The following is a 25,872-nucleotide window of genomic DNA, read 5'->3' as shown; positions in this document are numbered from 1 at the left end:
TCTCCCGCCTACAGCTTGCGGCGCTTCCCGGTGCGCTTGTACGTCAGGTAGTCGGACAGGATGGTGCCATGGTCGAAGCACAGGTCCTTGGGCAGCGCGTCCACGGTGAACGTCTTCGCCTCCGCCGCGTCGTCCGCGCCCACCGGCTCGCCCGTCGCCTTCGCGATGAACACCGTCGAAATCGTGTGCAGGCGCGGGTCCCGCGCTGGATCCGAATAGCTGAAGAACTGCTCCGTAAGCTCCACGTCCAGCCCCGTCTCCTCCTTGGCCTCGCGGATGGCCGCCTTGTCCAGCGGCTCGCCCTCGTCCACGAAGCCGCCCGGCAGCGCCCAGCCCACCGGCGGGTTCGCGCGGCGGATGAGCACGATGCGCTCGCCGGACAATTCGATGATGCAGTCCACGGTGGGTTTGGGGTTGCGGTATTCAGGCATGGCGTCGCACTCTACCCAAAGCCCCCTGGCGAGCGCCCGTTCCGGATGCCTCCCGTGGGCGATGGTGCGTGCCGTGTCTACCCTGAGACGCCTCTGCCTCACCGCCCTGCTGGCCTCCACCCTGGCGGGCTGCCTGCCCTACAGCCAGAACGAGGGCGTGTACGAGCTCATCCCCACGGAGACGCTGCGCGACGACTGCGACCTCCTGGAGAAGTTCCAGGGCAACCTCCAGTTGAATCTTCAAATCGCCGGACGCGTGGTGCGCGCGGACTTTGGCGTGCAGAACATGCAGCTGCTGGGCTACGTCCTGGAGGACGGCGAGGCCTTCACCGTCGATGGCAGCGTGGCCAACGTCAGCACCACCGTCGACGGGACGAATGAGTGCCTGCTCGACCAGGTCCGTGTGCACCTGGACGCGACCACCCTGTGCGACACGGAGTTCAGCGGGCAGATGCGGCTGGCCTACGACGCCAACAACAACACCGGCTGCACCTGCGAGCTGTGGATCCGCTTCGACGGCGTTCAAGGGAACACCCGCTGTGAAGGGAACCCTTGAGATAGTGAAGAGGGCTTCCTACAACAGGAGGGCTGTTCCCACGCCAAAGCTGGAGGAACGCCCATGGCAGACCCGCATGAAATCGTCTCGGTCCTGACCGAGTCCCGCGTCTTCCCCCCGCCCGAGGACTTCTCCCGGCGGGCCCACATCCGCGGCATGCAGGACTATCAGCGGCTGTGGGACGAAGCCGCGAAGGATCCGGACAAGTACTGGGGCGACCGCGCCCGCGAGGAGCTCTTCTGGAAGGAACCCTTCCAGACGGTGCTGGACTGGAAGCCGCCCCACGCGCGCTGGTTCGTCGAGGGGAAGACCAACCTTGCCTACAACTGCCTGGACCGGCACCTGCCGAAGCTCCAGGACAAGCCTGCCATCCTCTTCGAGGGTGAACCGGGCGACCGCCGGAGCATCACCTACGGGGAGCTGTCCCAGCAGGTGAACCGGCTGGCCAACGGCCTCAAGTCGCTGGGCGTGAAGAAGGGCGACCGCGTGGGCATCTACCTGCCCATGGTGCCGGAGGCCGCCGTCGCGATGCTGGCGTGCGCACGGCTGGGCGCGGTGCACTCGGTGGTGTTTGGCGGCTTCTCCGCCGAAGCGCTCCAGGACCGCATGAAGGACGCGGGCGCGAAGGTGCTGCTCACCGCGGACGGCGGCTGGCGCAAGGGCGCGGTGGTGCCGCTGATGAAGAACGTGGAGGCCGCGCTCCCGAACGCCCCCAGCATCGAGAAGGTCGTCGTCCTCACCCGCACCGGTGACGGCAAGCTGCCCGAAGGTCCGAAGTTCCTGGCGTGGGACGCGCTGGTGAAGGGCCAGTCCGACGTCTGCGAACCAGAGTGGGTGGAGAGTGAACACCCGCTGTTCATCCTCTACACGTCCGGCTCCACCGGGAAGCCCAAGGGCGTGCTGCACACGACGGCTGGCTACTCGGTGATGGCGTCGCTCACCACGCGCTGGGTGTTCGACCTGCGCGACGAGGACGTCTACTGGTGCACCGCGGACGTGGGCTGGGTGACGGGCCACTCGTACGTCGTCTACGGCCCGCTGATGAACGGCGTCACCACCATCATCTACGAGGGCGCACCCACGCAGCCGGGGCCGGACCGCTTCTGGGACATCATCGAGCGCTACAAGGCCACCATCCTCTACACCGCGCCCACCGCCATCCGCGCCTTCATGCGCCTGGGCGACGGGCCGGTGAAGAAACACAACCTGTCCTCGCTGCGCCTGCTGGGCAGCGTGGGCGAGCCAATCAACCCCGAGGCGTGGATGTGGTACCGCGACGTCATCGGCGGGGGGCGCTGCCCTGTCGTGGACACGTGGTGGCAGACGGAGACGGGCAGCATCATGGTCTCACCGCTGCCCGGCGCCACGCCCACCAAGCCCGGCTCCGCCACCTTCCCGCTGCCTGGCATCCACACCGAAATCCTGGACCGCGACGGCAAGCGCGTGCCGAAGGGGCAGGGCGGGCTGCTCTTCGTCACGAAGCCCTGGCCGTCCATGCTGCGCACCGTGTACGGGGACCCGGACCGGTACGTGAACACGTACTTCAGCGAACTGCCCGGCATGTACTTCACCGGCGACGGCGCGCGCACGGACGCGGACGGCTACGTGTGGCTGATGGGGCGCGTGGACGACGTGGTGAACGTGGCGGGCCACCGCCTGGGCACCGCGGAGGTGGAGAGCGCGCTCGTGGCGCACCCGAAGGTGTCCGAGGCCGCCGTGGTGGGCCGCCCGGATGACCTGAAGGGCACGGCGCTCGTCGCCTTCGTGACGCTCAAGCAGGGCAACGCGCCCTCGGACGCGCTCAAGAAGGAGCTGGCCGTGCACGTGGGCAAGGAGATTGGCGCCATCGCGCGGCCGGATGTCATCCGCTTCGCGGAAGGGCTGCCCAAGACGCGCTCCGGGAAGATCATGCGCCGGCTGCTGCGCGACGTGGCCGCGGGCAAGCAGTCCTCGCAGGACACCACCACGCTGGAGGACCTCAACGTGCTGGCGGCGCTGCGCCAGAACGACGAGTAGCCGCCAGCCAGGCACTTCAGGCGGCCGCCCCTAAGCGTCCTTCGGGTCCTTCTGGGGGCGGCCGTACTTGTCCTTCACCTGCTCCCGGTCCGCCTTGCTCCACCAGATGCGGGAGCTCCACAAGGCGGGCCCCAGCACGACAGTGAAGACGAAGAACACCACCAGGCCCACCACGATCTCCGTCACGCCTTCCTCCAAAGGGAGCCCGGGGTTTCTGGAAAGACCCAGGGCAGGAAAAGGCAACCCTATCCTCCCCACACGGCGGGTGCCATCCAACGTCAGGGCCGGGAAGTAGCGCGGCGCTCGGCGGCCATCGGCTTCTCGCATGGCGTCCCGCGGCAGGGCGGCCGGGGCCCGGGTGCTTGGGTGCCGGGCAACCTGTCCGGGAGGGCAGCGGGCGACGGTCCTGCTAGATTGCGCCGCCATGAACCGATTCCCTTCGACCCTCTTCACCGCGCTGCCGCTGACGGCGGTGCTCGTCGCCCCCGTCGTCGCGGACGCCTGCACCAGCATGCTGGTGACGAAGGGCGCCACGACGGACGGCTCCACGTTCATCACCTACGCGGCGGACGCCCACGAGCTGTACGGCGAGCTGTACTACACGCCCGCGCGCCGCCACGCGGCCGGCTCCATGCGCGACGTCGTGGAGTGGGACACCGGGAAGTTCCTGGGCCGCATCAAGCAGCCGGCCGCCACCTATTCGGTGGTGGGCAACATGAACGAGCACCAGCTGTCCATCAGCGAGTCCACCTTCACGGGCCGCAAGGAGCTGGAGGGGCCCGCGGGCATCATCGACTACGGCTCGCTCATCTACATCGCGCTGGAGCGCGCGAAGACGGCGCGTGAAGCCATCCAGGTGATGACGGACCTGGTCGCCGAGTACGGCTACGCGTCCACGGGTGAGACGTTCTCCATCGCCGACTCCAAGGAGGCGTGGATCCTGGAGATGATTGGCAAGGGCGAGGGGCAGAAGGGCGCGGTGTGGGTGGCCCGCAAGCTGCCGGACGGCTACCTCTCCGCGCACGCCAACCAGTCGCGCATCCGCCAGTTCCCGCTCAACGACAGCGCCACCACGCTGTACTCGCCGGACGTCATCTCCTTCGCGCGCGCGAAGGGCTGGTACACGGGCGCGGACAAGGACTTCAGCTTCGCGGACACGTACCACCCGCTGGACTTCGGCGGGCAGCGCTTCAGCGAGTCGCGCGTGTGGAGCATCTTCCGCCGCGCGGCCCCGTCCCTGAAGCTGGGCGTGGAGTACGCGGACGGCGCGGACACCACGAAGCGGCTGCCCCTGTGGGTGAAGCCGGACAAGAAGGTGTCCGTGCAGGACGCCATGGCGCTCATGCGCGACCACTTCGAGGGCACGCCGCTGGACATGTCCAAGGACGTGGGCGCGGGGCCCTACGCGGTGCCCTACCGCTGGCGCCCCATGACGTGGGACGTGGACGGCAAGAACTACGTGCACGAGCGCGCCATCTCCACGCAGCAGACGGGCTTCTCCTTCGTCGCGCAGATGCGCTCGGCGCTGCCGGACGCCATCGGCGGGGTGCTCTGGTTCGGCGTGGATGACACCTTCACCACCGTCTACACGCCCATGTACGCGGGCATCCGGCAGGTGCCGAAGAACTTCGCCCAGGGCGTGGCCGGCCGCGGTGAGTTCTCCTGGGACTCGTCCTTCTGGGTCTTCAACTGGGTGTCGAACCAGGCCTACGGGCGCTGGAGCGACATGATTGTGGACGTGCAGAAGGCGCAGGGCGACCTGGAGGGCCAGTTCCTGGCGGACCAGGCCAACATCGAGAGCATCGCGCAGGTGCTCTACAAGCGGACGCCGGAGCAGGCCCGCCAGTACCTCACCGAGTACTCCCTGCAGCAGGGTGACAAGGTGCACGCGCGCTGGCGCAAGCTGGGCGAGCAACTGCTCGTGAAGTACATCGACGGCAACGTGCGCGACAACACGGGCAAGGTGGGCCACCCCCGCTACCCGGACGCGTGGTACCGCCGCATCGCCGCCGACAACGGCAAGATGCTGCAGTCGCACGAGAAGCCGGAGCCGAAGCCCGCCGCCGCGCCGGCCCAGCCCGTGGCCCCCGCGCAGCCCGTGGCCCCGAAGCCGACGGTCGCCCCGGCGCCCTGAAGCACCGGGAAAACCCGGGCGCGCGGTGTCCGTCCTGGGCCCCGCGCGCCGGGTCCGCACGTTCTCGCGTGTGTCGGTGAATGGCTTGTGGCAGTGAGGGCGCGGGCGGCAGGCGCGCCCGTGCCCGGAGGACGGTTCCTTTGAGTGACGCCCCCACCGCGACGGCCCTTCCGTTCCGGGATGACGAGCTGGCGGACTTCCTCGTGCGGACCAGCCGCACGTTCGCGCTCGCCATCCCGCTGCTCGACGAGCCGCTGCGCCGCGAGGTGGGCCTGGGCTACCTGCTCTTGCGCGTCGCCGACACGCTGGAGGACGCCGCCCCCTGGTCGCGCGACGAGCGGCGGGAGGCACTGGCCGCCTTCGAAGCGCTGCTCCAGGAGAAGCCGGGCGTGGACGCCGGGGCGCTGTCGCGCGAGTGGCTGGCGCGCCGTCCCAGCGAGAACGCGGGCTACCTGGACCTGCTCGCGCGCACGCCCACGCTGCTGGCGAGCCTGGACGCGCTGCGCCCGGAGGCCGGCGCCATCCTGCGCCACTTCGTCGTGAAGACGGTGCAGGGCATGGGGCAGGTGCTGGCCGGTGCTTCCGAAGACGGGCTGTTGAAGCTCGGGTCGCTCCAGTCCCTGCGTGACTATTGCTACATCGTGGCGGGACTGGTGGGCGAGCTGCTCACGGAGCTGTTCGTCCTGGAGCCGCGCCTCGCGCCGTACGCGCCGAACCTGCGCTCGGTGGCGCCGCTGTTCGGTGAGGGGCTCCAGCTGGTCAACATCCTCAAGGACGCGCGCCAGGACCGGAAGGAGGGCCGCGTGTGGCTGCCGGACGGCGTGCAGCTCCAGGACGTGGAGCGGCTCGCGGGCCAGGACCTGATCGCCGCGGCGCGCTACGTGCGCTCCCTGCACCTGGCGGGGGCGCCCCGGGACGTGCTCGCCTTCACCACGCTGCCGCTGCTGCTGGCCCAGGCCACCCTGGAGCTGCTGGTGCGCGACGGCGCGGGCGCCAAGGTGTCTCGCGCGGAGGTGACCGCCCAGATGAACGCCGTCCAGGCCGCGCTCGAACGGGGCATGCTCCCCGAGGCCGTGGAGGCGCTGGCCGGGCCCATGCCGGGCGGCCCCTGAAAAGCGTTGAGCGGGAAGCAACTCCTGGGCACTGGCGCGGGATAATTCCGGTGCAGGTGTTCCCCCTCTGGAGTCGTGTCTCCCATGAACTGCGCGCGCTCCGCACCGGCGGTCATCGTCTACTTCCCCGCGCGTTCGGAGACCTCGCCTCTGAGGGTGCACCGCCGGGCGGTCCAGGTGGAGCGGAGGGGTGGGGGGCTGCCGTTCGCCGCCACGCGTCAACGCGGCCTGTGGACGTTCCAGACGCCGGCGGGGCCTGAGCGGTGGCTGCCCGGGCGGGTGCGGGGGAAGGACCGGATGCAGGCGTTCCTGGTGGACGTGCTGGGCTTCGGCGCGGTCATCCAGACGTATGACGTGACGGCGGACACGCGCAGCGACTCGCTGCCCGGGCACCCGGACTTCGCGAAGAACTTCGACCTGTTCCTGCACCACTACGCGGGCGCGCTGCTCAAGCACGCGGCGCCGGAGGTGGCCTTCGCCCGCGCGCTGGGCCAGGTGGTGATGCTCAACGGCCAGCAGTGGGCCGGGCTGGGCTTCACGCTGACGGACGCCGGCCAGCGGCTGGTGGACGCGTGGCTCGCGGAGCAGGGCGTGGTGCTCAGCCCTCCCGCCTGAGCCACACCCTGAGCGGTCCCCCGGACTCGAAGCCCAGGGCCCGCCAGGCGTCGAGCGCCTCGCCGTGCTCGTAGCCGACGACGGGCTGGCCCGGGAAATGGGCTCGGACGTGCGTGAGCAGCTCCGCGTCCAGCGCGGCGGGCGCGCCTTCGACGCGGAACGTGTTCGACAGTCCGACCGCTTTCGCGGCGAAGGAGGCAATGCCTCCGGCCAGGGGGCGCGTCCCCTCACCCGCGGCAAGGAAGACGACGCCCTCCTCCTGGAGCAGCGAGGGAGGAAACACGCGCGCCCCGGGCGCGGGCCTCGCTCCCGGGGGCAGGCCGCTCCATGCGGCCTCCCACGCCTCCAACTCCTCCGGTGTCCGCACCTTGCGCCACGCCGTGCCTGAAGCAGGGGACGGCACGGGCGCGGTGGCCGCCAGGTGGATCCACCAGGCCTCGAACAGCAGGTCGAAGCCGTGCGCGGCGAGGTCGAGCGTCGCGAAGCTGTCCTTCACGCCCCAGCGGCCCGGCAGCTCCAGTCGGGACAGGGCGTGGAGCGAGGCTTCCGTGCGGTCCGCCGTCAGCGTGACGGCATTGGGATAGAAGGCCGGCACTGGCGCTGGGTTGAGCCACAGGCCGTCCTCGAACCGGCCCGGGCGGCCGTGGGCGCGGCAGACGGCGTCGCACCACTCCGCGTTGTTCCGGACGGCGGGAAGCCAGGGCGGGGAAGGGGACATGGCCCGCGAGCATAGGGCCGGTGGTGCCCGCCTGGGCTCGGTCGTCCGCCTGCCGCCAGAGGGGGCCTCGGGAGACCCTGGGCGGACGGCGGGAGTCCGGATATGGGTAGGGCGATGACTGCCCTGGCCTACCCCATGCCGCTGTGTGTCGCGCCGATGATGGACTGGACGGACCGGCACTGCCGGTACTTCTTCCGGCTCATCTCCCGCCACACGCTGCTCTACACGGAGATGGTGACCACGGGCGCGGTGCTGCACGGCAAGCGCGACCGCCTGCTGGGCTTCACGCCCGCCGAGCACCCCGTGGCCCTCCAGCTGGGCGGCTCGGAGCCCGCGGACCTGGCCGCCTCCGCGCGCATCGGTGAGGAGTGGGGCTACGACGAGATCAACCTCAACGTGGGCTGCCCCAGCGACCGCGTGCAGTCCGGCCGCTTCGGCGCGTGCCTGATGGCGGAGCCGGACCTCGTGGCGCGCGGTGTCGCCGCCATGCGCGAAGCGGTGCGCATCCCCGTGACGGTGAAGTCGCGCATCGCCATCGACGACCTGGAGGAGTGGCCCACGCTGGAGGACTTCGTGCGGCGCGTCTCCGCGGCGGGCTGCACGCGCTTCATCGTGCACGCGCGCAAGGCGTGGCTGCAGGGCCTGTCCCCCAAGGAGAACCGGGACGTGCCGCCCCTGCGCTACGACCTGGTGCACCGGCTCAAGGCCGAGTACCCGCACCTGGACATCAGCCTCAACGGCGGCATCAAGACGCTGGACGCGGCGGCGGAGCACCTGGGCCGCGTGGACGGCGTGATGATGGGCCGCGCGCCCTACGAATCCCCGTACCTCCTGGCGGACGCGGACCGGCGCTTCTTCGGCGGCACGCAGGCGCCCCTCACGCGGCACGAGGTGGTGGACGCGATGCTGCCGTACATCGAAACGCAGATGAGCCAGGGGGCGCCGCTGGGCGCCATCACCCGGCACATGCTGGGCCTCTTCCAGGGCCTGCCCGGCGCGCGCGCCTGGCGCCGGCACCTGAGCGAGAACGCCCACAAGGACGGCGCGAGCCCGGAGTTGGTGCGCGCCGCCGCCGCGAAGGTGCCGCGCGCCGCCGACCTCCAGGCCGTGGCCTGACGACACCGAGCCTGGCCCGGGCCTTCAGCGCTTGGGCACGGTGGTGCAGCACCCGGAGCGCGCGCAGCGGACCCAGCCCTGGTTCTGGCAGAGCTGATCATTCGTGCACGCCGGGCCCTGGCCCGGCTGTCCGCAGGAGGGGGACGGCCCGACACCGGACTTCGCGGCCTGGATCTTCACCATGGGGCAGCGGGGTTGAGAACCATTGCCCATGCAGTTGTTGGTGGCGCCGCCGGTGACGTTCGTCGGGCATGTCATGCGCGCCGCCGGGCGCCGCTGATCATCCACGGAGAAGCAGACGCCGACCTCCATGAGGTTGCAGTTCGGGTCGCAAGAGAAGGCGACGCTGTCGCCCTGTCCGAACGCGGCGCGCAGGTTCTCCAGCGCCACGCTCCCGCCGACGTTGTCCGTGATCGCGGCCGGCGTCCCCTGGTCGCCCGGCAATGACAGCAGCGCGTCGATGGTGCTCTGGAAATAGGTCCGGGTATCCATCCCCGTGCAGCTGCCGTGCTTGGGCCACTCGTGGTTCGCGAGGAAGAAGTTGTCCGTGACGAAGCCCGGCCCGTAGGTGCCCATGGCGGGCGGAATCGTGGCGGGGTCGGGGAAGCACTTCGAAGGGGCATTGCTGCCCTGGCATTCGCAGAGCCCACCGCAGTACGCCGGATAGGTGCAGTTGAGCTCCCGCGCCTCCTCGTCGTTGAACTGGGGCCACAGCCCGTGGATGGTGAGGTGCGTCGCGCCGAAGGATTCTTCCAGGTCCCCGCACTCCTCCTTGTCCGGATGGGTCCGGCAGAAGGTGGGGGCCCACGTCAGCGCGAGCAGGTACGTGCCAAAGCGCGGCGTCGCGCATGCGCCCGCCTCCTTCGCGCTGGCGTCCGCCTTGAAGCAATTGCAGGCGGTGGCCTGGGGCTGGCCGAACTCGAACTCGATGGCTTCCGGCTTCGCCAGGTTGAGCGGCCGGGCGGTGGCCGTGGGCGGCGTGGGTGGAGGCGCGGGAGGCGGCTCGTGATGCGTGCGGCATCCCTGCGCGATGAACAGACATGCCCACAGGGCAAGGCGCGACGTGAGGCGCATGGCTTGATTCCCTCGGGACCGGTTTGCGGCACGAAGGTACGGAGGTGGGGACGGGCGCTACACCCCGTGCTCCGGTGCACCGCTCGCGTCCGGGCTCGAACCCTTTCCTCCGGCGCGCGGAGCCCCCAGCTTTCCCAGGACCCATTCACCGCGAGGGATTGCACCATGGCACGCGCCATCATCAAGAAGGCCAACGAGGCGGACGAGCGCCGGCCCTTCGTGTCGCACGGAGAGGCCATCGTCCTGAACATGGGAGCGCTCAGCATCGGCAGGGGCTACTTCGAGCCCGGCTGGCGGTGGTCGGAGCACGTGAAACCCATCGCGGGCACGGAGCGCTGCGAGGTGGTCCACACCCTCAGCGTCCTGTCCGGGCGGATGCACGTCCTGATGAATGACGGTCAGGAGCTGGACCTGGAGCCGGGCGACGTCGCCTTCATCCCGTCAGGCCATGACGCCTGGGTCGTGGGCGATGAACCCTGCCGCGTCGTCGACTTCACCGGCGCGGAGGACTACGCCAAGGCCAGCAAGGAGGAACAGGAGCAGCCGTCGCTCCAGTAGTCCTCCGTCGCTCAGTCGATGCCCAGCCGCTCCAGCAGCGCGTCCACCACGTTGGAGACGCGGAACTGGTCCAGCCAATCATCCACGTCGGTGAGGCCCGTGAGCGCCGCGAAGCGGCGCAGCACGTCCGAGGCCTGGACCGCGGTGCGCAGGCCCAGCAGCTCGAACAGGTGCGGGCGTCCGCGTTGATACAGCGCCGCGTCCAGGCGCTTCCACGGCTCCACCCACGCCGGCTCCTCCAGGGGCCAGATGAGCGCGCGGCGGGACTGGGACTGCGTCCGGTCGAGGATGGCATTGACCGCGCGACGGCCCGCCTCGCACGCCCCTTCCATGGAGGCCAGGTCCGTGTGCGTACGGACGTAGTCCGCCGCGAGGCAGAGATTGGGGATGGCGCTCGCGGCCTCCGGACGCACGTCCCAGGAGCCGGGCGGATGGACCAGCAGGCCGGACGAGTTGCGCGGCGGCAGCCCTCCGCCGTAGTCCAGGTCCGCGTCCAGGTGGAAGGAGTGCAGGAGCTCGTCGGTCAGCACCTGCTCGTCCGGGTCGAGCCCGTTGAGCGCCGCCTTGAGCTGTCCCCAGACCTCCGTGCTTATCTCCTCCGGCGTGCAGTCCTTCGCGCGCTTCGGAACGAACGTGCCGGGCGTGTTCCAATCCGAGACATCGATGGACAGCAGCCCGCCCACCTGCCCATCCCCGAACACGCGCCGGAACAGCCCCAGCTCGCGCCAGAACTGCGGCTGCGAGATGGACGTCAGCGCCCAGGGCGAGTCCGGATAGAAGGTGTGGCCGCGGACCAGCGGCACGTCCTCGTAGAGGAAGAACTGGATGCCCACCATCCAGGACACCAGCTGCTCCACGTCCGCCGCGCGCAGCCTGGCCAGCGCAGGGTCCAACGCGGCCAGCTCCGGGGTTATCAGCGCATGCGCCGCCTCCAGCGGCACCGCGAGCACGTAGTGGTCGGCCGTGCGGGGCTCGCCGTTGGTGAGGCGGACCCCGGCGATGCGCCCGCCCGCGACGTCCAGCCCGGTGCAGCCGATGCCCGCGTGGAACTGCACGCCCAGTCCGCGCAGGTGGGCAATCCAGGGGTCGAGCCACAGCTGGCTGGTGGGGCCGCCCATCGTCCGGTCGTTGTTCACCCCGCTCTGGGCGAAGTCGAGGATGAGTTGCATGGAGATGGCGCCAATCGTCCGCGCGGACCCGCGCCGCGGATCCATGGCCACCATCGTGCGCGGCACGGCCCGCAGCTGCCGCTGGAACTTCGGCGAGTACAGGTCCCCCTGCGCGAAGTCCCACCAGGACATCCGCTCATACTGGCCGAACCGGCGGGCTTCACTGGATGAGAGGAATTGGAGGATCTTGAGGCTGTAGAGGCTGCTGTCGGCCTTGTCGAAGTCCAGCTTCTGGAAGAACAGCTCCAGCGCCTCCAGGACGTCATAGGGCTTGTCCAGCTTGCGGCGGGAGAAGCGGTACCACGTGTCCTCGTCGATGAGCGCGATGGCGCTCTCCGTGGTCGCCTTGAGCTGCTGCTCCACCGTGGGCGTGGCCGCGCCAGGACCGGCGGGCGTGCGCTGCATCATGTCGATGACGTGGCGGTAGAAGCGCGGGTAGAAGCGGAAGCCGTGCTCGCCTGGCAGGTCGCGCCGGCCCTGGGTCCCGGTGCCCACCACCGGCTGTGAGCGGGCCTTGCCGCCCCAGCTCGTCCGCGTGTCGAAGACGTGGACCTCGAAGCCGCGCTCCACCAGCTCGTGCGCGACCGTCAGTCCCGCGACGCCCCCTCCCACCACGATGACGCTGGGCATATGGCTCCCTTGCCTGGGCTTCGTGTGCGCAGGGGAGCGTCGCGTAGGCCCCAGGGAGTCCGCATCACCCCGGAGTGTGAGTGAGATGTCTTGGACGAACGTACGAGACGCAGCGTGTTGGATATGGAAGGGATTGAAACATGTAACTCAAGACAGGCGAGACACACTCTCGTCGCGGTGCCTCTTTCAGCCAACCCGTGACGTCCTGCCCTGCTTCCGGCCTCGTTTTCCCGTGGATTCCAACGCTCCGTGAAATCACCGGTGAGGTTGTTTCTTTGTGTTCATTTCGCTACTGTTCAGTTCTCGATTCATTCCTCGCCTGGGGGACGGCCCACCTTCATGGCAATGCCTTGCATGTCGAGGAAGGGGGGCGCCAGTCCGTGTTCTTGAGAATCCCTCCACCCATCCCCCTACGTGTGCCGGTCTCCCTTCGCCCCTGGGGCGCGAGGTGACGACAGGCCCGGGGGACATACCGTCGGAGACCGCAGCGGAGTGGCAGAAGGTGCTGGCCGTCTTCGCGGACGAAGCGGAGGGGTTGGTCTCCTCCATGGAAGAGAACCTCATCGCGCTGGAGGTCTCTCCGGCGGATGGGTTGCTGCCAGGCATCCTGCGTGGAGCCCACACGCTCAAGGGCGCGGCGGCGTCGCTCGGCTTCCAGGCCGTGACGGACTACACGCACGGCGTCGAGGACCTCCTCCAGGCCCTGCTCGACGGAAGCATCGCCCTGGATGAGACGCGGGTGTCGCTGCTGCTCGGCGCGGTGGATCACCTCCGCGAGCTGTGCCAGGCGTCGCTCGCGGGCGTGGACTCGCTGGGCGCGGTGCACCAGATCCACCTCTCCCTGCTGCGCGAGGGCATCGTCGCGGGGGCTCCCACGGAGGCGCTGCCGATTCCCGCCGCGCTGCCGCGCATGCCGGAGGTGCGGAGCACGGCGCGGACCCGCGTGCGCATGGACATGGAGCGCCTGGACCGCATCGTCACGCTCACCGCGGAGCTGTCCGTGGCGCGCGGGCGGATGGCGCAGTTCCTGGCGCGCGCGGAGGACTCCGGCGCCAGCTGGGAGGACGCGCTCACCCAGCAGCGGGAGATGGATCCGCTCTTCGAGGCGCTCCAGGAAGAGGTGATGAAGGTGCGGATGGTCCCGGTGGGGCCGCTGTTCCGTCAGCACCTGCGCACCGTGCGCGACTTGGCCCGCTCCCAGCAGAAGCTGGCCCAGCTGGAGCTGGAGGGCGAGGACGCCACGCTGGACACCGCGGTGCTGGACGCGATGCGCGACCCGCTGCTCCACCTGCTGCGCAACGCGCTGGACCACGGCATCGAGTCGCCGGAGGAACGGCGCGCCGCGGGCAAGGACCCCCGGGGCCGCCTGCGGCTCAAGGCCTACCATGACGCCGGCAGCGTCGTGGTGGAGCTGGCCGACGACGGCCGCGGCATCCAGCGCGAACGGGTGCGCGAGCGCGCCCGGCAGAAGGGGCTGGTGGCGGCGCCCGAGCGGCTGCGCGACGACGAGCTGCTGCGCCTCATCTTCGAGCCCGGCTTCTCCACGGCCACCGAGGTGACGGAGCTGTCCGGCCGAGGCGTGGGCATGGACGTGGTGCGCCGGGACATCGAAGCCCTGCGCGGCTCCGTGTCCATCCAGAGTCAGGAGGGGCAGGGCACCACGTTGACGCTGCGGCTGCCGCTCACGCTCGCCGTCATCCAGGGCTTCGCCATGGGCGTGGGGGACCAGGTGTACGTGGTCCCCATCGAGGGCGTGCAGGAGTGCATGGAGGTCCCCGCCCAGGAGCGCACGGCGGATGCGTCCGGCGTGTTGTCGCTGCGTGGCCAGCCGCTGCCGTTCCTGCGGCTGCGCCAGGTGTTCTCCCTGGGCGGCAGCACGCCGGCCCGGGAGAACGTGGTCGTCCTGAGGCACCCGGACGGCGTCATCGGGTTGGCGGTGGATGAGCTCCAGGGCGAGGGCCAGCGGGTCATCCGGCCCCTGGGGCGCCTCTTCCAGGGCATCCCTGGCATCTCCGGCTCCACCATCCTGGGCGACGGCCGGGTGGGGCTGCTGCTGGACACGCCCGCGCTGGTGCGCAGGGCCATCCTCCACGCCTCCGAGGCCGCGCTCAGTCCTCCCTCCCCCCTGGCAACCCCTTCTCCCGCGAACGCCCCCCGGGCGCCGTAGCGGTCCGTCTCTGTTTCCGGAGTCATCATGTTCAACAACCTGAGCATCACGGCGAAGCTGACGCTCGCCTTCAGCGCGATGGTCGCCATCATCATCGCGCTGGTCGTGGTGGTGTACACGACCATCGTCAAGGTCTCCGTCACCGCCGAGGGCGACACCGAAAGCCACAAGGTGTTGATCGCCGTGCGCACCCTGGAGGGTGACATGGCCGACCTGGAGACGGGGCAGCGCGGCTTCCTCATCACCGGCGACGACAAGTTCCTGGAGCCCTACAACCTGGCCCGGTTGAGCCTGTCGCAGAGCCTGGACAGCATCCGCCAGCACACCCAGAGCGACCGCCGCCAGCAGGAGCGCCAGCAGGAGATCCGCGACCTGTTGCAGCAGTGGATCTCCCAGCACCTGGAGCCGCTCATCGCCCAGCGCCGCGAGGTCACCGCGGGCCGCGGTGAACTGGCGCAGCTCATCGCGGTGGAGCAGTCCGCGCGCGGCAAGCAGACCGCGGACCGCATCCGGATGCAGCTCACCAAGCTGGCGGACGACGAGACGGCCCTGCTGGCCGAGCGCACCGCCCGCACCGCGAGCATGGTGGTGGACCTGTACGACATGATCATCATGGGGGGCGCCCTGGGCGTGGTGCTCGCGGCCCTGCTGTCCTACTTCCTCACCCGCAGCATCGTGCAGCCGCTCACGGAGGCCGTGCAGGTGACGGCGCAGGTGACGGCCGGCGACCTCACCGCGAACATCACCGCCCGTGGCACGGACGAGACGGGCCGGATGATGGGCAGCATGCGGGACATGATCCACCGGCTGTCGGGCGTCATCAGCGAGGTGCGCGGCGCCGCGGGCTCTCTGTCGTCCGCGTCCCTCCAGGTGGCGTCCGCCGCGCAGGGACTGTCGCAGGGCACCAGCTCCCAGGCGGCCTCCGTGGAGGAGACCACCGCCAGCCTGGAGCAGCTCAACGTCAGCATCCGCCAGAACTCGGAGAACAGCCGGGAGATGGAGCAGACGGCGGTCAAGGGCGCCCGCGACGCGGAGGAGAGCGGCCGCGCGGTGAAGGAGACCGTGGAGGCGATGAACGCCATCGCGGAGCGCATCGACATCGTGGAGGAGATCGCCTACCAGACGAACCTGCTCGCGCTGAACGCCGCCGTGGAGGCCGCGCGCGCCGGGGAGCACGGCCGGGGCTTCTCCGTCGTCGCCACGGAGGTGCGCAAGCTGGCGGAGCGCAGCCAGAAGGCCGCGAAGGAGATCGGGAGCCTGGCCACCTCCAGCGTGAAGGTCGCCGAGCGAAGCGGCCAGCTGCTGTCGGAGCTGGTGCCCGCCATCCGCCGCACGTCGGAGCTGGTGCAGCAGGTGGCCAACGCCTCGCGCGAGCAGTCCATCGGCGTGTCGCAGATGAACCGCGCCATGACGCAGGTGGATCAAGTCACGCAGCGCAACGCGTCCGCCGCGGAGGAGCTGTCCTCCACCGCGGAGGAGATGGCCACCCAGGCGGAGTCGCTGCTGCAGATGATGAACTTCTTCCGGCTGGTGGAGGGCTTGAGCTTCAACGCCTCCTCCGCGCCGCGCGCCCCGGCCCACCGGCCGCAGATGTCGCCCGTCCGGGGGCTCCAGGCGGCGGCGCAGGGGCCGCTGGCCACGTCCACGAACGGGGCGCTGTCCCGGCTCCAGAACGGCGCGGAAGCGCCGGCCCCTCATGACTTCCAGCGGTTCTAGGAAGGGGCGCGCACCATGAGCCAGTCCACCGAACCAGGCAGCGGCAGGTCCAGCTACCTGAGCTTCATGCTCGCGGGCGAGGAGTACGCCGTGGGCCTCCTGCGGGTGCGGGAGATCATCGAACACCGCCCCGTCACGCGCGTGCCGGGGATGCCCGCGGCCGTGCAGGGCGTCATCAACCTGCGCGGCAGCGTGGTGCCCGTCGTGGACCTGGCGGTGAAGTTCGGGCTGCCGCCCCGGCCCATCACGCGCTGGTCCTGCTTCGTCATCGTGGAGGTGGCGCTCGACGGCCAGCAGACGGTGTTGGGCCTGCTCACGGACACCGTGCGCGAGGTGCTGGAGCTGGGCCCCGCGGACATCGAACCGCCCCCCGCCTTCGGCACGCGCGTGCGGCTGGAATTCCTGCGCGGGATGGGCCGCCACAACGACACGTTCATCCTGCTGCTGGACCTGGACCGGCTCCTGTCGCTGGAGGAGTTGCTCCGGCTGACGGCCGCCACCGACGAGGCCGCGGCCCCCGCGCCGGCACCGGTGGCTCCGGCCGCTGCGCCGGAAGCATCGGGCAACGGGTGAGGGGATGAGCGAGGACGCGCCCTGGCCGTCCGCGCTGCCTCCGGCGCTGTCGCGCTCGGAGCTGGCGCTGTTCCAGCATCTGGTGGAGGCGGAGGCGGGCATCCACCTGTCCTCGGCCAAGAACGCGCTGGTGGCGAACCGGCTGTCGCGGCGGCTGCGGGAGCTGGGGCTGACGTCCTACGCCGCCTACCACGCGTACGTCACCTCGCGGGGGAACGAGGCGGAGAAGGTGCGGATGCTCGACAGCCTCTGCACCCACGAGACGTCCTTCTTCCGTGAGCCCCGGCACTTCGACCTCCTGCGCGAGCACGTCTTCCCGGAGTGGGCGGCCCAGGCGGCGCAAGGCCGGCGGCCCCGGAGCATCCGCGTCTGGAGCGCCGGGTGCTCCACGGGCGAGGAGCCGTACTCGCTGGCGATGGAGCTGTTGGAGGCGTTCCCCAAGGGCTCCGGGTGGAGCCTGGAGATCGTCGCCACGGACCTGTCCACCTGGGCGGTGCAGCGCGCGGAGGAGGGCCTCTGGAGCATGGAGCGGGCCCGGAGCATTCCGCAGTTGCTGCTGCGCAAGTACATGCTGAAGGGCGTGCGCACCCAGGAGGGCCTGATGACGGCGGGCCCGGAGCTGCGAAACATCATGCGCTTCGCTCGCGCGAACCTGCACGCGCCGGCCACCTGGCCGGTGGGGCCGTTCGACATCATCTTCTGCCGCAACGTGCTCATCTACTTTGGCAGGGAGGCCCGGACGCGAGTCATCCAGGGGCTGCTGTCGCGGCTGCCGGAGACGGGCTACTTCTTCCTGGGGCACGCGGAGAGCCTGATTGGCATCACCGCGGCGGCGCGCTCCGTGAGCGCCAACGTGTACACGCCGCGCCCCGGACCGCCGTTTCCGTCACGCGAGTAGCGCCGTTTTCCATTGATGGAAAGCAGGTGCCCGCCGCTGCCCGTTGTTGACGGGGCGGCCGGCGCCCATCCTTGTCCCATGAAACGATTTGATTTCGCGGGCAAGACGGTGCTGGTGACGGGAGCCTCCATGGGCATCGGCGCGGAGTTCGCCCGGCACCTGTCACGGCGCGGGGCCACGGTGGTGCTGGTGGCCCGGAGCGAGGCGAAGCTGGAGGCGCTCGCGGCGGCGCTGGGCAACGCGCATGTCCTTCCCGCGGACCTGACCGCTCCCGGCGCGCCCCAGCGGCTCTTCGAGGCGGTGCGTGCGAAGGGGCTGGAGGTGGACGTCCTGGTGAGCAACGCGGGGTTCGGGCTCCACGGTGGCTTCGACGTGCTGCCCTTGAAGGACCAGTTGGAGCAGATCGACCTCAATGTCCATGCGCTCGTGGAGTTGACGCACGTCTTCCTGCCCATGCTGGAGCGGCGCCAGGGAGGCGTCATCCACGTGGCCTCCATGGCGGCGTACCAGCCGACGCCGTACATGGCGGTCTACGGCGCGACGAAGGCCTTCGTCCTGTCCTTCAGTGAGGCGCTCTGGGCGGAGTACCGCGAGCGCGGCGTGCGCGTGCTCGCCCTGTCGCCGGGGGCCACGGACACGCCGTTCTTCGAGCGTTCGGGGGAGGGTGCTTCGCCTGGGAAGAAGGCGCGCCCGGAGGACGTGGTGGAGGTCGGCCTCGATGCGTTCATCGCGGGGCGCTCGTCGGTGGTGCATGGCTTTGGCAACCAGCTCGCGGCGTTCGCCAACCGGTTCTTCTCGCGGGAGCTCAGCGCGAAGGTCATCGCGTGGATGACCCGGCCGAAGACGCCCGCGCTCCCGGCGACCTAGAGTGCTTTCCATTCATGGAAAACAAGCTGCCCGCCTGGGATGACCTCCGCGTCCTGCTCGAAGTGCATCGAGGCGGCAGCTTCCTCGCGGCGGGGCTCACGCTGGGCCTGTCGACGTCCACGGTCGCGCGCCGCATCGGGGCGCTGGAGCAGGACCTGGGGCTCACGCTGGTCCACCGCACCTCGCAGGGCGCGTGGCTGGAGAAGGAAGCCCTGGAGCTCATCACGCTGGCGGAGCGCTTCGAGCAGTCCCTGCGCGCGCACCGGCGCGATGGCGGTGGAGGCTCACCCTACGCGGGCAGGATTCGCATCTCCCTCCCGGACGGTTTCCTGACGGGAGCGGCGGAGGCGGCGACTCGCTTCCGGCGGCTGCATCCGGAGACGCTGATTGAAGTGATTTCGGAGCTGCGCTTCGTGGACCTGTCCTCGCGCGAGGCGGACATGGGCGTACGGGGTGGCCGGTCCTCCTCTCCGGTGCTCGTCGACAAGCCATTGGGTGAGGTCTTGAGCGGCCTCTACGCGAGCGAGGACTACCTCTCGCGCTCCCTTCCCAAGCGCTTCCTGGGCGCTGACGACTACCGCGGGCAGGACTTCGTCGTGGAGGACGAGACGCCACGTGGACAGGGCCCCGCGCAGTGGTTGAGCCAGCGGGGCGCCTCCCGTTTTCCCTTCCGCTCCAATTCGATGGAGGCGCGGCTGCACGCGGCGAAGGGAGGCATGGGGCTGGTCATTCTCGGGGTGGGAGCCGAGAAGCAGCATCCGGAGTTGAGGCGGGTGCGACTGGAGACGCCGCTGCCGTCGCTGCGCTTCTACCTCACGATGCACAAGGACCTGCGCAAGGTGCCCCGCATCCGGGAGTTCGCGAAGACCTTCGAGGCCGTGTTCGCGGAGTACCTGGCCGCGCAGGCCGAAGCGGAAGCCTTCGCTCGTCGTCGGCCCGGTGGAGGTCGTCGATAAAGCCTGTTCACTGTCGACCTCGTCAACCCGGACTCGGGTGAAGGCCTCTCACGCATCGCCGCGACCACGCGCGGTGACGTGGTGCGACCCGAGTTCTTGGCGAAGGAAGGGCTCACCGCGAAGGTGGAGGAGCTGACGCGGCGCCTGAAGGCCCTGGACGTTCGCGGTGAGCCCTACGCCCTGGAGCCATGGGACACGCAGGTCTCTGCCATCGCCCAAAGCGTGATGGCGGGGTCGGGCGAGGACGCCGTGATCCGCAAGCCCGGGATGCGCTGCCGGATCTGGTGGAGCGGGTGAAGGGGCGCTTCCCCAACTCCAGACCATCACCGTCAGGGGAGAGGGTGGCTTCGAGGAGACCGTCAGCGTGGGGGCGTGAGCGCCTGTCCGTGCAGCGCCGGAGCCTCGTCGGAGCGGGGCGTCTCTCGCGGTTCTGGCGCGGCGGAACCCTTCCAGCGCGTCAGGGCAATGATTGCCACGCCCAGGACGACGACGCTGAAGATGGACGCCTCCAGGCCATAGGCGCCGCCCGTGAGCCACTCCGGGCGGCCGTGGAAGACGGGCGTCCACCAGCCGTGGGCCTCCTTGCCGCTCACGCCGAAACCCAGCGTGCCCAGGAACCAGTTCCAGCCCATATGCACGCCGACTGGCAGCGCCAGGTGCCGCGTGCGCAGGTAGCACAGGCCCAGCATCCAGCCCGCGAGGAAGGTGGCGACCATCGCCACGACGCGCGTGGGGACCTCCATCTCCGGGGTGAAGGGGTGTGCCAGGCAGAAGAGGAGGGAGATGACCACCTGCGCCCAGCGCGTGCCCAGGCCCCGGATTGCGCGCTGGAAGAGGTAGCCGTGGAACAGCGCCTCCTCGAGGAGGCCCACGCCCAGCATCACCCAGGCCAGCTTCACGACCGCGGTCACCTGGGCGTTCGCGGCGCGCTCCAGGTGGTAGCCACCGGCCACCCAGGCGAGCAGGGCCACGAACCCCACCAGCACCACGCCACCCAGGGCCCCCACGCCGAGGTCACGGCCCGCGCGCCGGTCCAGCGACATTCCGAGCGACGTCAGGGGCTCCTTTTCGAGATACAGGAAGTCGAGGCTCACGAGCAGCACGCCCAGGAAGCCGAAGAAGGGGTTCGGCACGAACGGCCTCACGGCCGCGGGCAGCAAGGTCTGGAGCCACATCAGGATGCCGGCCAGGACGGCGGACACCACGAGGAAGCCGGCGCCCTTCCAGCCGTTGCGCAGGCGCCCTTCGCCATCCCGGAACACGACCTTCATGATGATGAACCTCGCAGCGTGGTTGCGCGCCCTGCCTACAGCCTACTCGCGACCCCGGGAAGGATTGCCCCGGTTCGACACGGCGTGGCACAACCCGGCGCATGAGCACGGGCCCGAAGACGATTTGCCGGGGCGACCTGTACTGGTGCGAGCCGGACGAGGCCCGGGGCTCCGTGCCGCCCATCGCCCACCCGTACCTCGTCATCCAGGACGACGTCTTCAACCGCTCCCGCATCCACACCGTCATCGTCTGCGCGCTCACCTCCAACCTGAGGAAGGCGAGCGAGCCCGGCAACGTGCTGCTCGAAGTGGGGGAGGGCAGCCTGGCGAAGCAGAGCGTCGTGGTCGTGTCGCAGGTGTCCTCGGTGGAGAAGTCTCGGCTCGGTGAGCGCATAGGGGCGCTCTCCGACGCACGGGTCGAACAGGTCCTCGCGGGCCTGCGCTTCCAGCAGGCGTCCTTCTTCCGCGATTGAGCCCCCGGGGCCCTGCGGTCCACCTCCCGCCCCGACCCGGCCTGAACCTGTCCGACAGTCGGACCGGATTCAGCGGCTCGGATGAAGGGAGCGGCCCCCGGCGCAGGCCCTCAAGAACCTGTCCGACAGTCGGACCGGATTCAGCGGCTCGGATGAAGGGAGCGGCCCCCGGCGGAGGCCCTCAAGAACCTGTCCGACAGTCGGACAGGTTTCCGCGGAGCAGGTGAAGGGTGCCTCCCCCCGGGCGAGGTCCCTCCAAACTTGTCGGACAGTCGGACAGGTTTGTCGGCTGCGCCGCCGACGGGGAACCCCAGCAAGGTTCTCCTGTCCCCATCCGTCGGGGGCGGAATCCATGTCCGAACGCTTGCCGGGCGGTCCCCGCACCTCAGGCCCGGAGCTTGGGGCTACGCTCGTCGCGTGGCACGCGAGCCAGACCAGGATGACCGGGCGGTGGAGGCGCTGGTGGCCACGGCGCTCCAGGGCGTCCCAGAAAGCTCCGAGGCCTGGGAGGCCATCCGCGCCCTGCACCGCAGGGGAGGGGAAGCCGTCTTCGATGCCGCCAGCACGCTGCTTCGCTCGCGCCTCCCCCGGGAGCGCGCACGGGGCGCCGACATCCTGGCGCAGCTTGAACAGCCTTCCGACGTGCGGTCGCGCGCCGCGGACCGGATGCTGCCGCTGCTCAACGAGGAACAGGACGCGCAGGTCCTGCCAGCGCTCATCACGGGCCTGGGACACCTGGAGGACGCGCGGGTCCCGTCGGCGATTACATCCTTCCGGGATCATCCCTCCGCCCAGGTTCGTGGCGCCGTGTTGCTGAGCCTCCTGAAGTCGCCCGGTGAGGATCCGCTGTCCGTGCTCCTCGCGTTCGCGGATGACGTGGACGATGGCGTCCGGGGGCTGGCGATGGCCCACCTGCGGACCTTGCCTCCGGAGGTCGATACGCCTGCGCTCCGGGATTCGCTCGTGCGCCGCATGGACGACGAGAGTCCGATCCTCCGGGCCGAAGCCGTGCTCCTGCTCGCGCAGCGCAAGGACCCGCGAACGCTGGAGCCGCTGCGCAAGGTCCTCCGCCGCTCCCGGGTCCGACAGGAGTTCGTGGAAGCCGCAGGAGCGTTGGGCGACCCATCGCTGCTCCCTGCGTTGCGCGCACTGGAGGGGCAACGTCAGGACGAACGCCCCCTCACCCGCGCATTGGCTCAAGCCCTCGCCGCGTTGGAGTCGGTGTCCTGAGTCGCCTCACGGAGGCGGAACGGGATTGCCCCAGGCCGCAACGGAGATGCGCCACTGCCCGCCGGTTCGCACCAGGAGGAGAGGGGCGATGAAGCGCACACCTCCCACGCGGACCTCCCCCCTTCCAGCTGGGGCAAGCCCGCGCTGACCAACACGGTGCGTGCCGTGCAACGCACCCAGGTCCCCCGTGCGGCCAGCCGTCGCGGAGCTGCTGGCGCGGCTGCGCGACGGCCGTGGAGGCGCTTCCTGAAGCTCAGGCGGGCTGGGCGCTCGCCACGGAGTTCAGCTCCTTGAGCGCGTCATCCGGCAGCTTGAGCTCGGCCGCGGCCAGGTTCTCCTTCAGGTGCCCGACGGATGACGTGCCGGGGATGAGGAGGATGTTGGGCGAGCGGTGCAGCAGCCACGCCAGCGCGGTCTGCATGGGCGTCGCGTTCAGGCGAGCCGCCACGGCGGACAGCGTGGACGACTGAAGCGGGCTGAAGCCTCCCAGCGGGAAGAACGGCACGTAGGCGATTTGGTCGCGGGCGAGCGAATCGATGAGCGCGTCGTCGTGACGGTGCGCCAGGTTGTAGTGGTTCTGCACGCAGACGATGTCCGCGATGCGCCGTCCTTCCGCGACCTGCGTAGCGGTGACGTTGCTCAACCCGATGTGGCGCACCAGTCCCTTGCGCTGGAGCTCGGCGAGGGCGGTGAGGGGCGCTTCGATGGGCCCTTCGGCGGGCCCGTGCGTGTCGAACATGAAGCGCAGGTTGACCACGTCCAGCACGTCCCGCCCCAGGTTGCGCAGGTTGTCGTGCACGGCCTGGGTCAGCTCCTCCTTCGAGAAGGCCGGGAGCCAGGAACCGTCATTGCCGCGCCGGGCGCCAATCTTGGTGACGATGACGAGCCCGTCGGAGTAGGGCGCGAGCGCCTCGCGGATGAGCTGGTTGGTGACGTGCGGGCCATAGTAGTCGCTGGTGTCGATGTGGTTCACCCCGCGGGCCACGGCCTCGCGCAACACGGCCCGGGCGGCGTCCGGGTCCTTGGGCGGGCCGAAGACGCCGGGTCCCGCGAGCTGCATGGCCCCATAGCCGAGACGCTTCACGGGGCGGCCCCCGAGGGGGAAGGTGCTGGATGAATCGATACCGGGCATGCTCCATCTCCTTTTTGAGATGAATCATGCATAGCCACCGTGGACTTTCTGCATAACGGGGCACGACCCGTACAGGTTGTGCGGAGCGGCGAACAGTGAAGGTCGACCTGGGTGATTTGAACGCCTTCGTGGTGGTGGCGCGGGCCCGCAGCTTCCGCGAGGGTGCGCGCCTGAGCGGGAGCAGCGCGTCCTCGCTGAGCGACGCGGTCCGCCGGCTGGAGGAACGCCTGGGCGTCCGCCTGCTCAACCGCACGACGCGCAGTGTTGTCCCCACCGAAGCCGGAGAGGGCCTGCTGGAGCGCCTGGCGCCCGTGCTGACGGAGATGGAGGCCGCGCTCGACGTGGTGAACGGCTTTCGCAGCCGGCCCGCGGGCGTGTTGCGCCTCAACGTGCCCATCAGCGCGTCACGGCTGGTGCTGCCGCGCATCGTCCCGCCGTTCCTCGCCGCGTACCCCGACATCCACCTGGAGGTCATCTCCGAGGACAGCTTCGTGGATGTGATTGCCGCCGGCTGTGACGCGGGCATCCGCTACGACGAGCGGCTGGAGCAGGACATGATCGCTGTGCCCATCGGGCCGCGGGTCCAGCGCCACGCCACGGCCGCGGCCCCGGCGTACCTGGAGCGGCATGGGCGGCCGGAACACCCCCGGGACCTGCTGCGGCATGCGTGCCTGCGCGGCCGTTTCGCGAGCGGCGCGATGACGCTCTGGGAGTTCGAACGCGACGGCGAGGTGGTGACGGTCGAGCCCTCGGGACCGCTCATCGTGCGGGCGGGCGGGGGGACGGACCTCGCCGTCGACGCCGCGATCGCGGGCACCGGCATCGTGCACCTCTTCGAGGACTGGCTGCGTCCGCACCTGGACAGCGGCGCGCTGGTCCCCGTGCTCGAACCCTGGTGGCAGCCCTTCCCGGGGCCGTTCCTCTACTACCCGGGGCGGCGCTTCGTGCCCGCGCCGCTCCGGGCGTTCATCGACTTCATCAAGGCCCCGGAGACCGGGCCGTGATGCCAGGGGGCATCAGGGCTCGGACAGGCTCACGGTGAAGCCCTTGGGGACATTGGACTCGTCCAGCACGCGCATGAAGGCCTGGGCCGTCCACTCGACGTCGATCGTGCCGGGGGCCGCGACCGTGCCGGAGTCCGCGTCGGATTGGACGCCGACGTCAAAAACGGCCTGCACGGTCCACTCGCAGCCTTGACCCTCCGAGCATCTCTCGTCGAGGTACTTCACGCTCTCCACCGTCACGGCGACGTCGGGCTCCAGGACGCTTCTGCGGTCTTCATAGAAGGCGTCTCCGTGAAGGTAGCTGATGACCAACGACGGCTGCGTTGTTGGGGTGGGGTTACCCGGCGTCCACTTCGCCTTGGCCTGGATGCGCACCTCGCCTTCCACCGGATCCGACAACTTCTTCGTCGCGGAGGCCCGGACGACCACCGTGCGCGTGACCCTGCCGGTCTCTGTCGTCAGGCGGAAGGGCGTGCCGGTGTGGACCGGGGACGCCACATCCTCGGTCCGGGCTCGCGACGTGGCCACGACGCTGGCGCAGGCCATCAGCAGCACCAGGCGTGACGCCCAGGTGCGGGCCGCGGTGGGGATTCGCTCGAAGACGGAGGGACGGGCTCGACGCATGGCTTCCTCGGGCAGGCGTGAAGGTTCCGGGCGTACGGGGAACGCCGGGTGGCGAGACGCACAGCAAGCTCAATGCCACATGCTCCCAGAGGGAAGCGGGCTCCGTGCGTCGTGCGCCGTCGTCCTCATCAGGACATCCGTGTCATACGCGGACACTGGGAGCGGAGGGGACAAGCCCCCCTCCGTGGTACGGAACATCGATGGGGCCTACCGGGAAGGAGCCCAGGGAATGCCAGGCGCAATCGAAGCCATCAACGCCCTGAAGGAACGACTGTCGCGCGAGCAGGGGCTTCCCCTCCGAGCCGTGAGCGTGACCCCGGTCCGCGAGGAGGACCTGCGCCTGCTGGAAGATGCGCTGGGCCCCCTCCTCCCCAATGCCTACCTCCAGTTCATCACGCGGCACGGCCTGTTCGTCGCGACGGATGCATCCGGCTACGAGCGGGCACGGATGCTGAGTCCCTCCGAGGTGCTGGAGCGGCACGAGTGGTACAAGGAGTTCGTGGAGGAGGACTCCTTTGGTGAAGAGGAGGACGAGCGGGAAGCCGCCCTGCGCGAGCTGGAGGTGCGCAGGCGGCTCATTCCCTTTCAGTATATCGCCGACTCGTCCGTGCATGACTTCTACAGCTTTGACACAGGATTGCGCCGCGACGAAGGGTAAGCGTTCACGGGGGCCGAAGGCCGCGGAGCGTGAGCTGAGATTATGTGCCGGGCAGGAGCGAGGGCGCGGGAGTGCCGTGGAGATGGGCTTCGAGGGACGCCGTGAGAGCGTCGAGCACGTTGCGCTCCTGCTTGCGGAGGGTCATCACGGCCGTGAGGATACGCTCGACGAAGC

General features: G+C 69.9%; 26 protein-coding genes. 18 read left to right on the top strand and 8 right to left on the bottom strand.

Annotated features, from left to right (window positions below; all coding sequences use genetic code 11):
• Positions 1–8: 8 nt before the first annotated feature.
• Positions 9–431, bottom strand: a complete 423-nt coding sequence (locus D7X30_RS13430; protein ID WP_120563326.1) for an NUDIX hydrolase — start codon at positions 429–431, stop codon at positions 9–11.
• A 73-nt stretch (positions 432–504) separates the two neighbouring features.
• Here D7X30_RS13430 and D7X30_RS13425 point away from each other — a divergent pair, with 73 nt between their 5' ends.
• Positions 505–987, top strand: a complete 483-nt coding sequence (locus tag D7X30_RS13425) for a hypothetical protein (protein WP_233591549.1) — start codon at positions 505–507, stop codon at positions 985–987.
• Positions 988–1,050: 63 nt separating this feature from the next.
• Positions 1,051–3,003 carry an acetate--CoA ligase gene (acs, locus tag D7X30_RS13420; protein ID WP_120563324.1) on the top strand — a complete coding sequence of 651 codons (1,953 nt, stop codon included), beginning with the start codon at positions 1,051–1,053 and terminating at the stop codon, positions 3,001–3,003.
• A 30-nt stretch (positions 3,004–3,033) separates the two neighbouring features.
• On the opposite strand, the gene D7X30_RS41945 is transcribed toward acs, so the two are convergent.
• Entirely contained in the window at positions 3,034–3,189 is a 156-nt protein-coding gene (locus tag D7X30_RS41945) for a hypothetical protein (protein WP_158619257.1), read from the bottom strand.
• A 238-nt stretch (positions 3,190–3,427) separates the two neighbouring features.
• On the opposite strand from D7X30_RS41945, the gene D7X30_RS13415 reads away from it, so the two are divergent.
• The 3 genes from D7X30_RS13415 (at position 3,428) to D7X30_RS13405 (ending at position 6,864) form a co-directional block, all read left to right on the top strand.
• A complete protein-coding gene (locus tag D7X30_RS13415; protein WP_120563323.1) occupies positions 3,428–5,137 on the top strand; it encodes a dipeptidase in 1,710 nt (569 codons plus the stop codon).
• Positions 5,138–5,277: 140 nt separating this feature from the next.
• Complete coding sequence (locus tag D7X30_RS13410) at positions 5,278–6,249, top strand: squalene/phytoene synthase family protein (protein WP_158619256.1); 972 nt, start codon at positions 5,278–5,280, stop codon at positions 6,247–6,249.
• 84 nt (positions 6,250–6,333) lie between these two features.
• The gene (locus D7X30_RS13405) at positions 6,334–6,864 is read left to right on the top strand and encodes a hypothetical protein (protein WP_120563321.1); all 531 of its coding nucleotides are present in this window, start codon (positions 6,334–6,336) and stop codon (positions 6,862–6,864) included.
• Here D7X30_RS13405 and D7X30_RS13400 read toward each other — a convergent pair.
• Positions 6,848–7,582, bottom strand: a complete 735-nt coding sequence (locus D7X30_RS13400) for a hypothetical protein (RefSeq protein ID WP_120563320.1) — start codon at positions 7,580–7,582, stop codon at positions 6,848–6,850. The genes D7X30_RS13405 and D7X30_RS13400 overlap by 17 nt on opposite strands.
• Before the next feature lie 114 nt (positions 7,583–7,696).
• Here D7X30_RS13400 and dusA point away from each other — a divergent pair, with 114 nt between their 5' ends.
• Positions 7,697–8,698: a tRNA dihydrouridine(20/20a) synthase DusA gene (gene dusA, locus D7X30_RS13395; RefSeq protein ID WP_120563319.1), complete on the top strand. Its 1,002-nt coding sequence runs from the start codon at positions 7,697–7,699 to the stop codon at positions 8,696–8,698.
• Between the two features lie 24 nt (positions 8,699–8,722).
• On the opposite strand, the gene D7X30_RS13390 is transcribed toward dusA, so the two are convergent.
• Entirely contained in the window at positions 8,723–9,772 is a 1,050-nt protein-coding gene (locus tag D7X30_RS13390; protein ID WP_120563318.1) for a hypothetical protein, read from the bottom strand.
• A 165-nt stretch (positions 9,773–9,937) separates the two neighbouring features.
• On the opposite strand from D7X30_RS13390, the gene D7X30_RS13385 reads away from it, so the two are divergent.
• Positions 9,938–10,330, top strand: a complete 393-nt coding sequence (locus D7X30_RS13385) for a cupin domain-containing protein (RefSeq protein WP_120563317.1) — start codon at positions 9,938–9,940, stop codon at positions 10,328–10,330.
• Between the two features lie 11 nt (positions 10,331–10,341).
• Here the strand turns inward: D7X30_RS13385 and D7X30_RS13380 are convergent, their stop codons facing one another.
• On the bottom strand, positions 10,342–12,129 hold the full coding sequence (locus D7X30_RS13380; protein WP_120563316.1) for an FAD-dependent oxidoreductase: 1,788 nt from the start codon (positions 12,127–12,129) through the stop codon (positions 10,342–10,344).
• A gap of 502 nt (positions 12,130–12,631) precedes the next feature.
• On the opposite strand from D7X30_RS13380, the gene D7X30_RS13375 reads away from it, so the two are divergent.
• From D7X30_RS13375 to D7X30_RS13345, 7 genes are all read left to right on the top strand, one after another.
• Positions 12,632–14,296: a chemotaxis protein CheA gene (locus D7X30_RS13375; protein WP_233591548.1), complete on the top strand. Its 1,665-nt coding sequence runs from the start codon at positions 12,632–12,634 to the stop codon at positions 14,294–14,296.
• A gap of 27 nt (positions 14,297–14,323) precedes the next feature.
• Positions 14,324–16,012: a methyl-accepting chemotaxis protein gene (locus tag D7X30_RS13370; RefSeq protein WP_120563314.1), complete on the top strand. Its 1,689-nt coding sequence runs from the start codon at positions 14,324–14,326 to the stop codon at positions 16,010–16,012.
• Between the two features lie 15 nt (positions 16,013–16,027).
• Entirely contained in the window at positions 16,028–16,585 is a 558-nt protein-coding gene (locus tag D7X30_RS13365; protein ID WP_120563313.1) for a chemotaxis protein CheW, read from the top strand.
• Positions 16,586–16,589: 4 nt separating this feature from the next.
• Positions 16,590–17,483: a protein-glutamate O-methyltransferase CheR gene (locus D7X30_RS13360; RefSeq protein WP_120563312.1), complete on the top strand. Its 894-nt coding sequence runs from the start codon at positions 16,590–16,592 to the stop codon at positions 17,481–17,483.
• 78 nt (positions 17,484–17,561) lie between these two features.
• A complete protein-coding gene (locus tag D7X30_RS13355) occupies positions 17,562–18,350 on the top strand; it encodes an SDR family oxidoreductase (protein ID WP_120563311.1) in 789 nt (262 codons plus the stop codon).
• Positions 18,351–18,364: 14 nt separating this feature from the next.
• Complete coding sequence (locus D7X30_RS13350) at positions 18,365–19,306, top strand: LysR family transcriptional regulator (RefSeq protein WP_120563730.1); 942 nt, start codon at positions 18,365–18,367, stop codon at positions 19,304–19,306.
• 81 nt (positions 19,307–19,387) lie between these two features.
• Positions 19,388–19,603, top strand: coding sequence for a hypothetical protein (locus D7X30_RS13345; protein ID WP_147443184.1), 216 nt, complete (start codon positions 19,388–19,390; stop codon positions 19,601–19,603).
• Between the two features lie 62 nt (positions 19,604–19,665).
• Here D7X30_RS13345 and D7X30_RS13340 read toward each other — a convergent pair whose 3' ends face one another.
• Positions 19,666–20,577: a CPBP family intramembrane glutamic endopeptidase gene (locus D7X30_RS13340; RefSeq protein ID WP_120563309.1), complete on the bottom strand. Its 912-nt coding sequence runs from the start codon at positions 20,575–20,577 to the stop codon at positions 19,666–19,668.
• 101 nt (positions 20,578–20,678) lie between these two features.
• Here D7X30_RS13340 and D7X30_RS13335 point away from each other — a divergent pair, with 101 nt between their 5' ends.
• Both D7X30_RS13335 and D7X30_RS13330 read left to right on the top strand, forming a co-directional pair.
• On the top strand, positions 20,679–21,050 hold the full coding sequence (locus tag D7X30_RS13335; RefSeq protein ID WP_120563308.1) for a type II toxin-antitoxin system PemK/MazF family toxin: 372 nt from the start codon (positions 20,679–20,681) through the stop codon (positions 21,048–21,050).
• Between the two features lie 417 nt (positions 21,051–21,467).
• The gene (locus D7X30_RS13330) at positions 21,468–22,280 is read left to right on the top strand and encodes a HEAT repeat domain-containing protein (protein ID WP_147443183.1); all 813 of its coding nucleotides are present in this window, start codon (positions 21,468–21,470) and stop codon (positions 22,278–22,280) included.
• A gap of 253 nt (positions 22,281–22,533) precedes the next feature.
• Here D7X30_RS13330 and D7X30_RS13325 read toward each other — a convergent pair whose 3' ends face one another.
• Entirely contained in the window at positions 22,534–23,412 is an 879-nt protein-coding gene (locus D7X30_RS13325) for an aldo/keto reductase family oxidoreductase (protein WP_120563306.1), read from the bottom strand.
• A gap of 95 nt (positions 23,413–23,507) precedes the next feature.
• On the opposite strand from D7X30_RS13325, the gene D7X30_RS13320 reads away from it, so the two are divergent.
• The gene (locus tag D7X30_RS13320) at positions 23,508–24,416 is read left to right on the top strand and encodes a LysR family transcriptional regulator (protein WP_120563305.1); all 909 of its coding nucleotides are present in this window, start codon (positions 23,508–23,510) and stop codon (positions 24,414–24,416) included.
• Positions 24,417–24,428: 12 nt separating this feature from the next.
• On the opposite strand, the gene D7X30_RS13315 is transcribed toward D7X30_RS13320, so the two are convergent.
• Positions 24,429–25,040 carry a hypothetical protein gene (locus D7X30_RS13315; RefSeq protein ID WP_120563304.1) on the bottom strand — a complete coding sequence of 204 codons (612 nt, stop codon included), beginning with the start codon at positions 25,038–25,040 and terminating at the stop codon, positions 24,429–24,431.
• A gap of 229 nt (positions 25,041–25,269) precedes the next feature.
• On the opposite strand from D7X30_RS13315, the gene D7X30_RS13310 reads away from it, so the two are divergent.
• A complete protein-coding gene (locus tag D7X30_RS13310; protein ID WP_120563303.1) occupies positions 25,270–25,698 on the top strand; it encodes an SMI1/KNR4 family protein in 429 nt (142 codons plus the stop codon).
• Positions 25,699–25,872 lie beyond the last annotated feature (174 nt).

Source organism: Corallococcus sp. AB011P, assembly GCF_003611605.1.
Lineage (GTDB): Bacteria > Myxococcota > Myxococcia > Myxococcales > Myxococcaceae > Corallococcus > Corallococcus coralloides.
Note: the sequence above shows the minus strand (reverse complement) of the source record. Positions and strands in the feature narration are given on the sequence as shown.

Bases quoted from the DNA above. Each gene is read 5' to 3' on its own strand.
- D7X30_RS13390 (WP_120563318.1), bottom strand. From the start codon at position 9,772: ATGCGCCTCACGTCGCGCCTTGCCCTGTGGGCATGTCTGTTCATCGCG.
- D7X30_RS13385 (WP_120563317.1), top strand. From the start codon at position 9,938: ATGGCACGCGCCATCATCAAGAAGGCCAACGAGGCGGACGAGCGCCGG.
- D7X30_RS13400 (WP_120563320.1), bottom strand. From the start codon at position 7,582: ATGTCCCCTTCCCCGCCCTGGCTTCCCGCCGTCCGGAACAACGCGGAG.
- D7X30_RS13380 (WP_120563316.1), bottom strand. From the start codon at position 12,129: ATGCCCAGCGTCATCGTGGTGGGAGGGGGCGTCGCGGGACTGACGGTC.
- D7X30_RS13405 (WP_120563321.1), top strand. From the start codon at position 6,334: ATGAACTGCGCGCGCTCCGCACCGGCGGTCATCGTCTACTTCCCCGCG.
- dusA (WP_120563319.1), top strand. From the start codon at position 7,697: ATGACTGCCCTGGCCTACCCCATGCCGCTGTGTGTCGCGCCGATGATG.
- D7X30_RS13315 (WP_120563304.1), bottom strand. From the start codon at position 25,040: ATGCGTCGAGCCCGTCCCTCCGTCTTCGAGCGAATCCCCACCGCGGCC.
- D7X30_RS13370 (WP_120563314.1), top strand. From the start codon at position 14,324: ATGTTCAACAACCTGAGCATCACGGCGAAGCTGACGCTCGCCTTCAGC.
- D7X30_RS13325 (WP_120563306.1), bottom strand. From the start codon at position 23,412: ATGCCCGGTATCGATTCATCCAGCACCTTCCCCCTCGGGGGCCGCCCC.
- D7X30_RS13430 (WP_120563326.1), bottom strand. From the start codon at position 431: ATGCCTGAATACCGCAACCCCAAACCCACCGTGGACTGCATCATCGAA.
- D7X30_RS13310 (WP_120563303.1), top strand. From the start codon at position 25,270: ATGCCAGGCGCAATCGAAGCCATCAACGCCCTGAAGGAACGACTGTCG.
- D7X30_RS13350 (WP_120563730.1), top strand. From the start codon at position 18,365: ATGGAAAACAAGCTGCCCGCCTGGGATGACCTCCGCGTCCTGCTCGAA.
- acs (WP_120563324.1), top strand. From the start codon at position 1,051: ATGGCAGACCCGCATGAAATCGTCTCGGTCCTGACCGAGTCCCGCGTC.
- D7X30_RS13415 (WP_120563323.1), top strand. From the start codon at position 3,428: ATGAACCGATTCCCTTCGACCCTCTTCACCGCGCTGCCGCTGACGGCG.
- D7X30_RS13355 (WP_120563311.1), top strand. From the start codon at position 17,562: ATGAAACGATTTGATTTCGCGGGCAAGACGGTGCTGGTGACGGGAGCC.
- D7X30_RS13335 (WP_120563308.1), top strand. From the start codon at position 20,679: ATGAGCACGGGCCCGAAGACGATTTGCCGGGGCGACCTGTACTGGTGC.
- D7X30_RS13360 (WP_120563312.1), top strand. From the start codon at position 16,590: ATGAGCGAGGACGCGCCCTGGCCGTCCGCGCTGCCTCCGGCGCTGTCG.
- D7X30_RS13365 (WP_120563313.1), top strand. From the start codon at position 16,028: ATGAGCCAGTCCACCGAACCAGGCAGCGGCAGGTCCAGCTACCTGAGC.
- D7X30_RS13340 (WP_120563309.1), bottom strand. From the start codon at position 20,577: ATGAAGGTCGTGTTCCGGGATGGCGAAGGGCGCCTGCGCAACGGCTGG.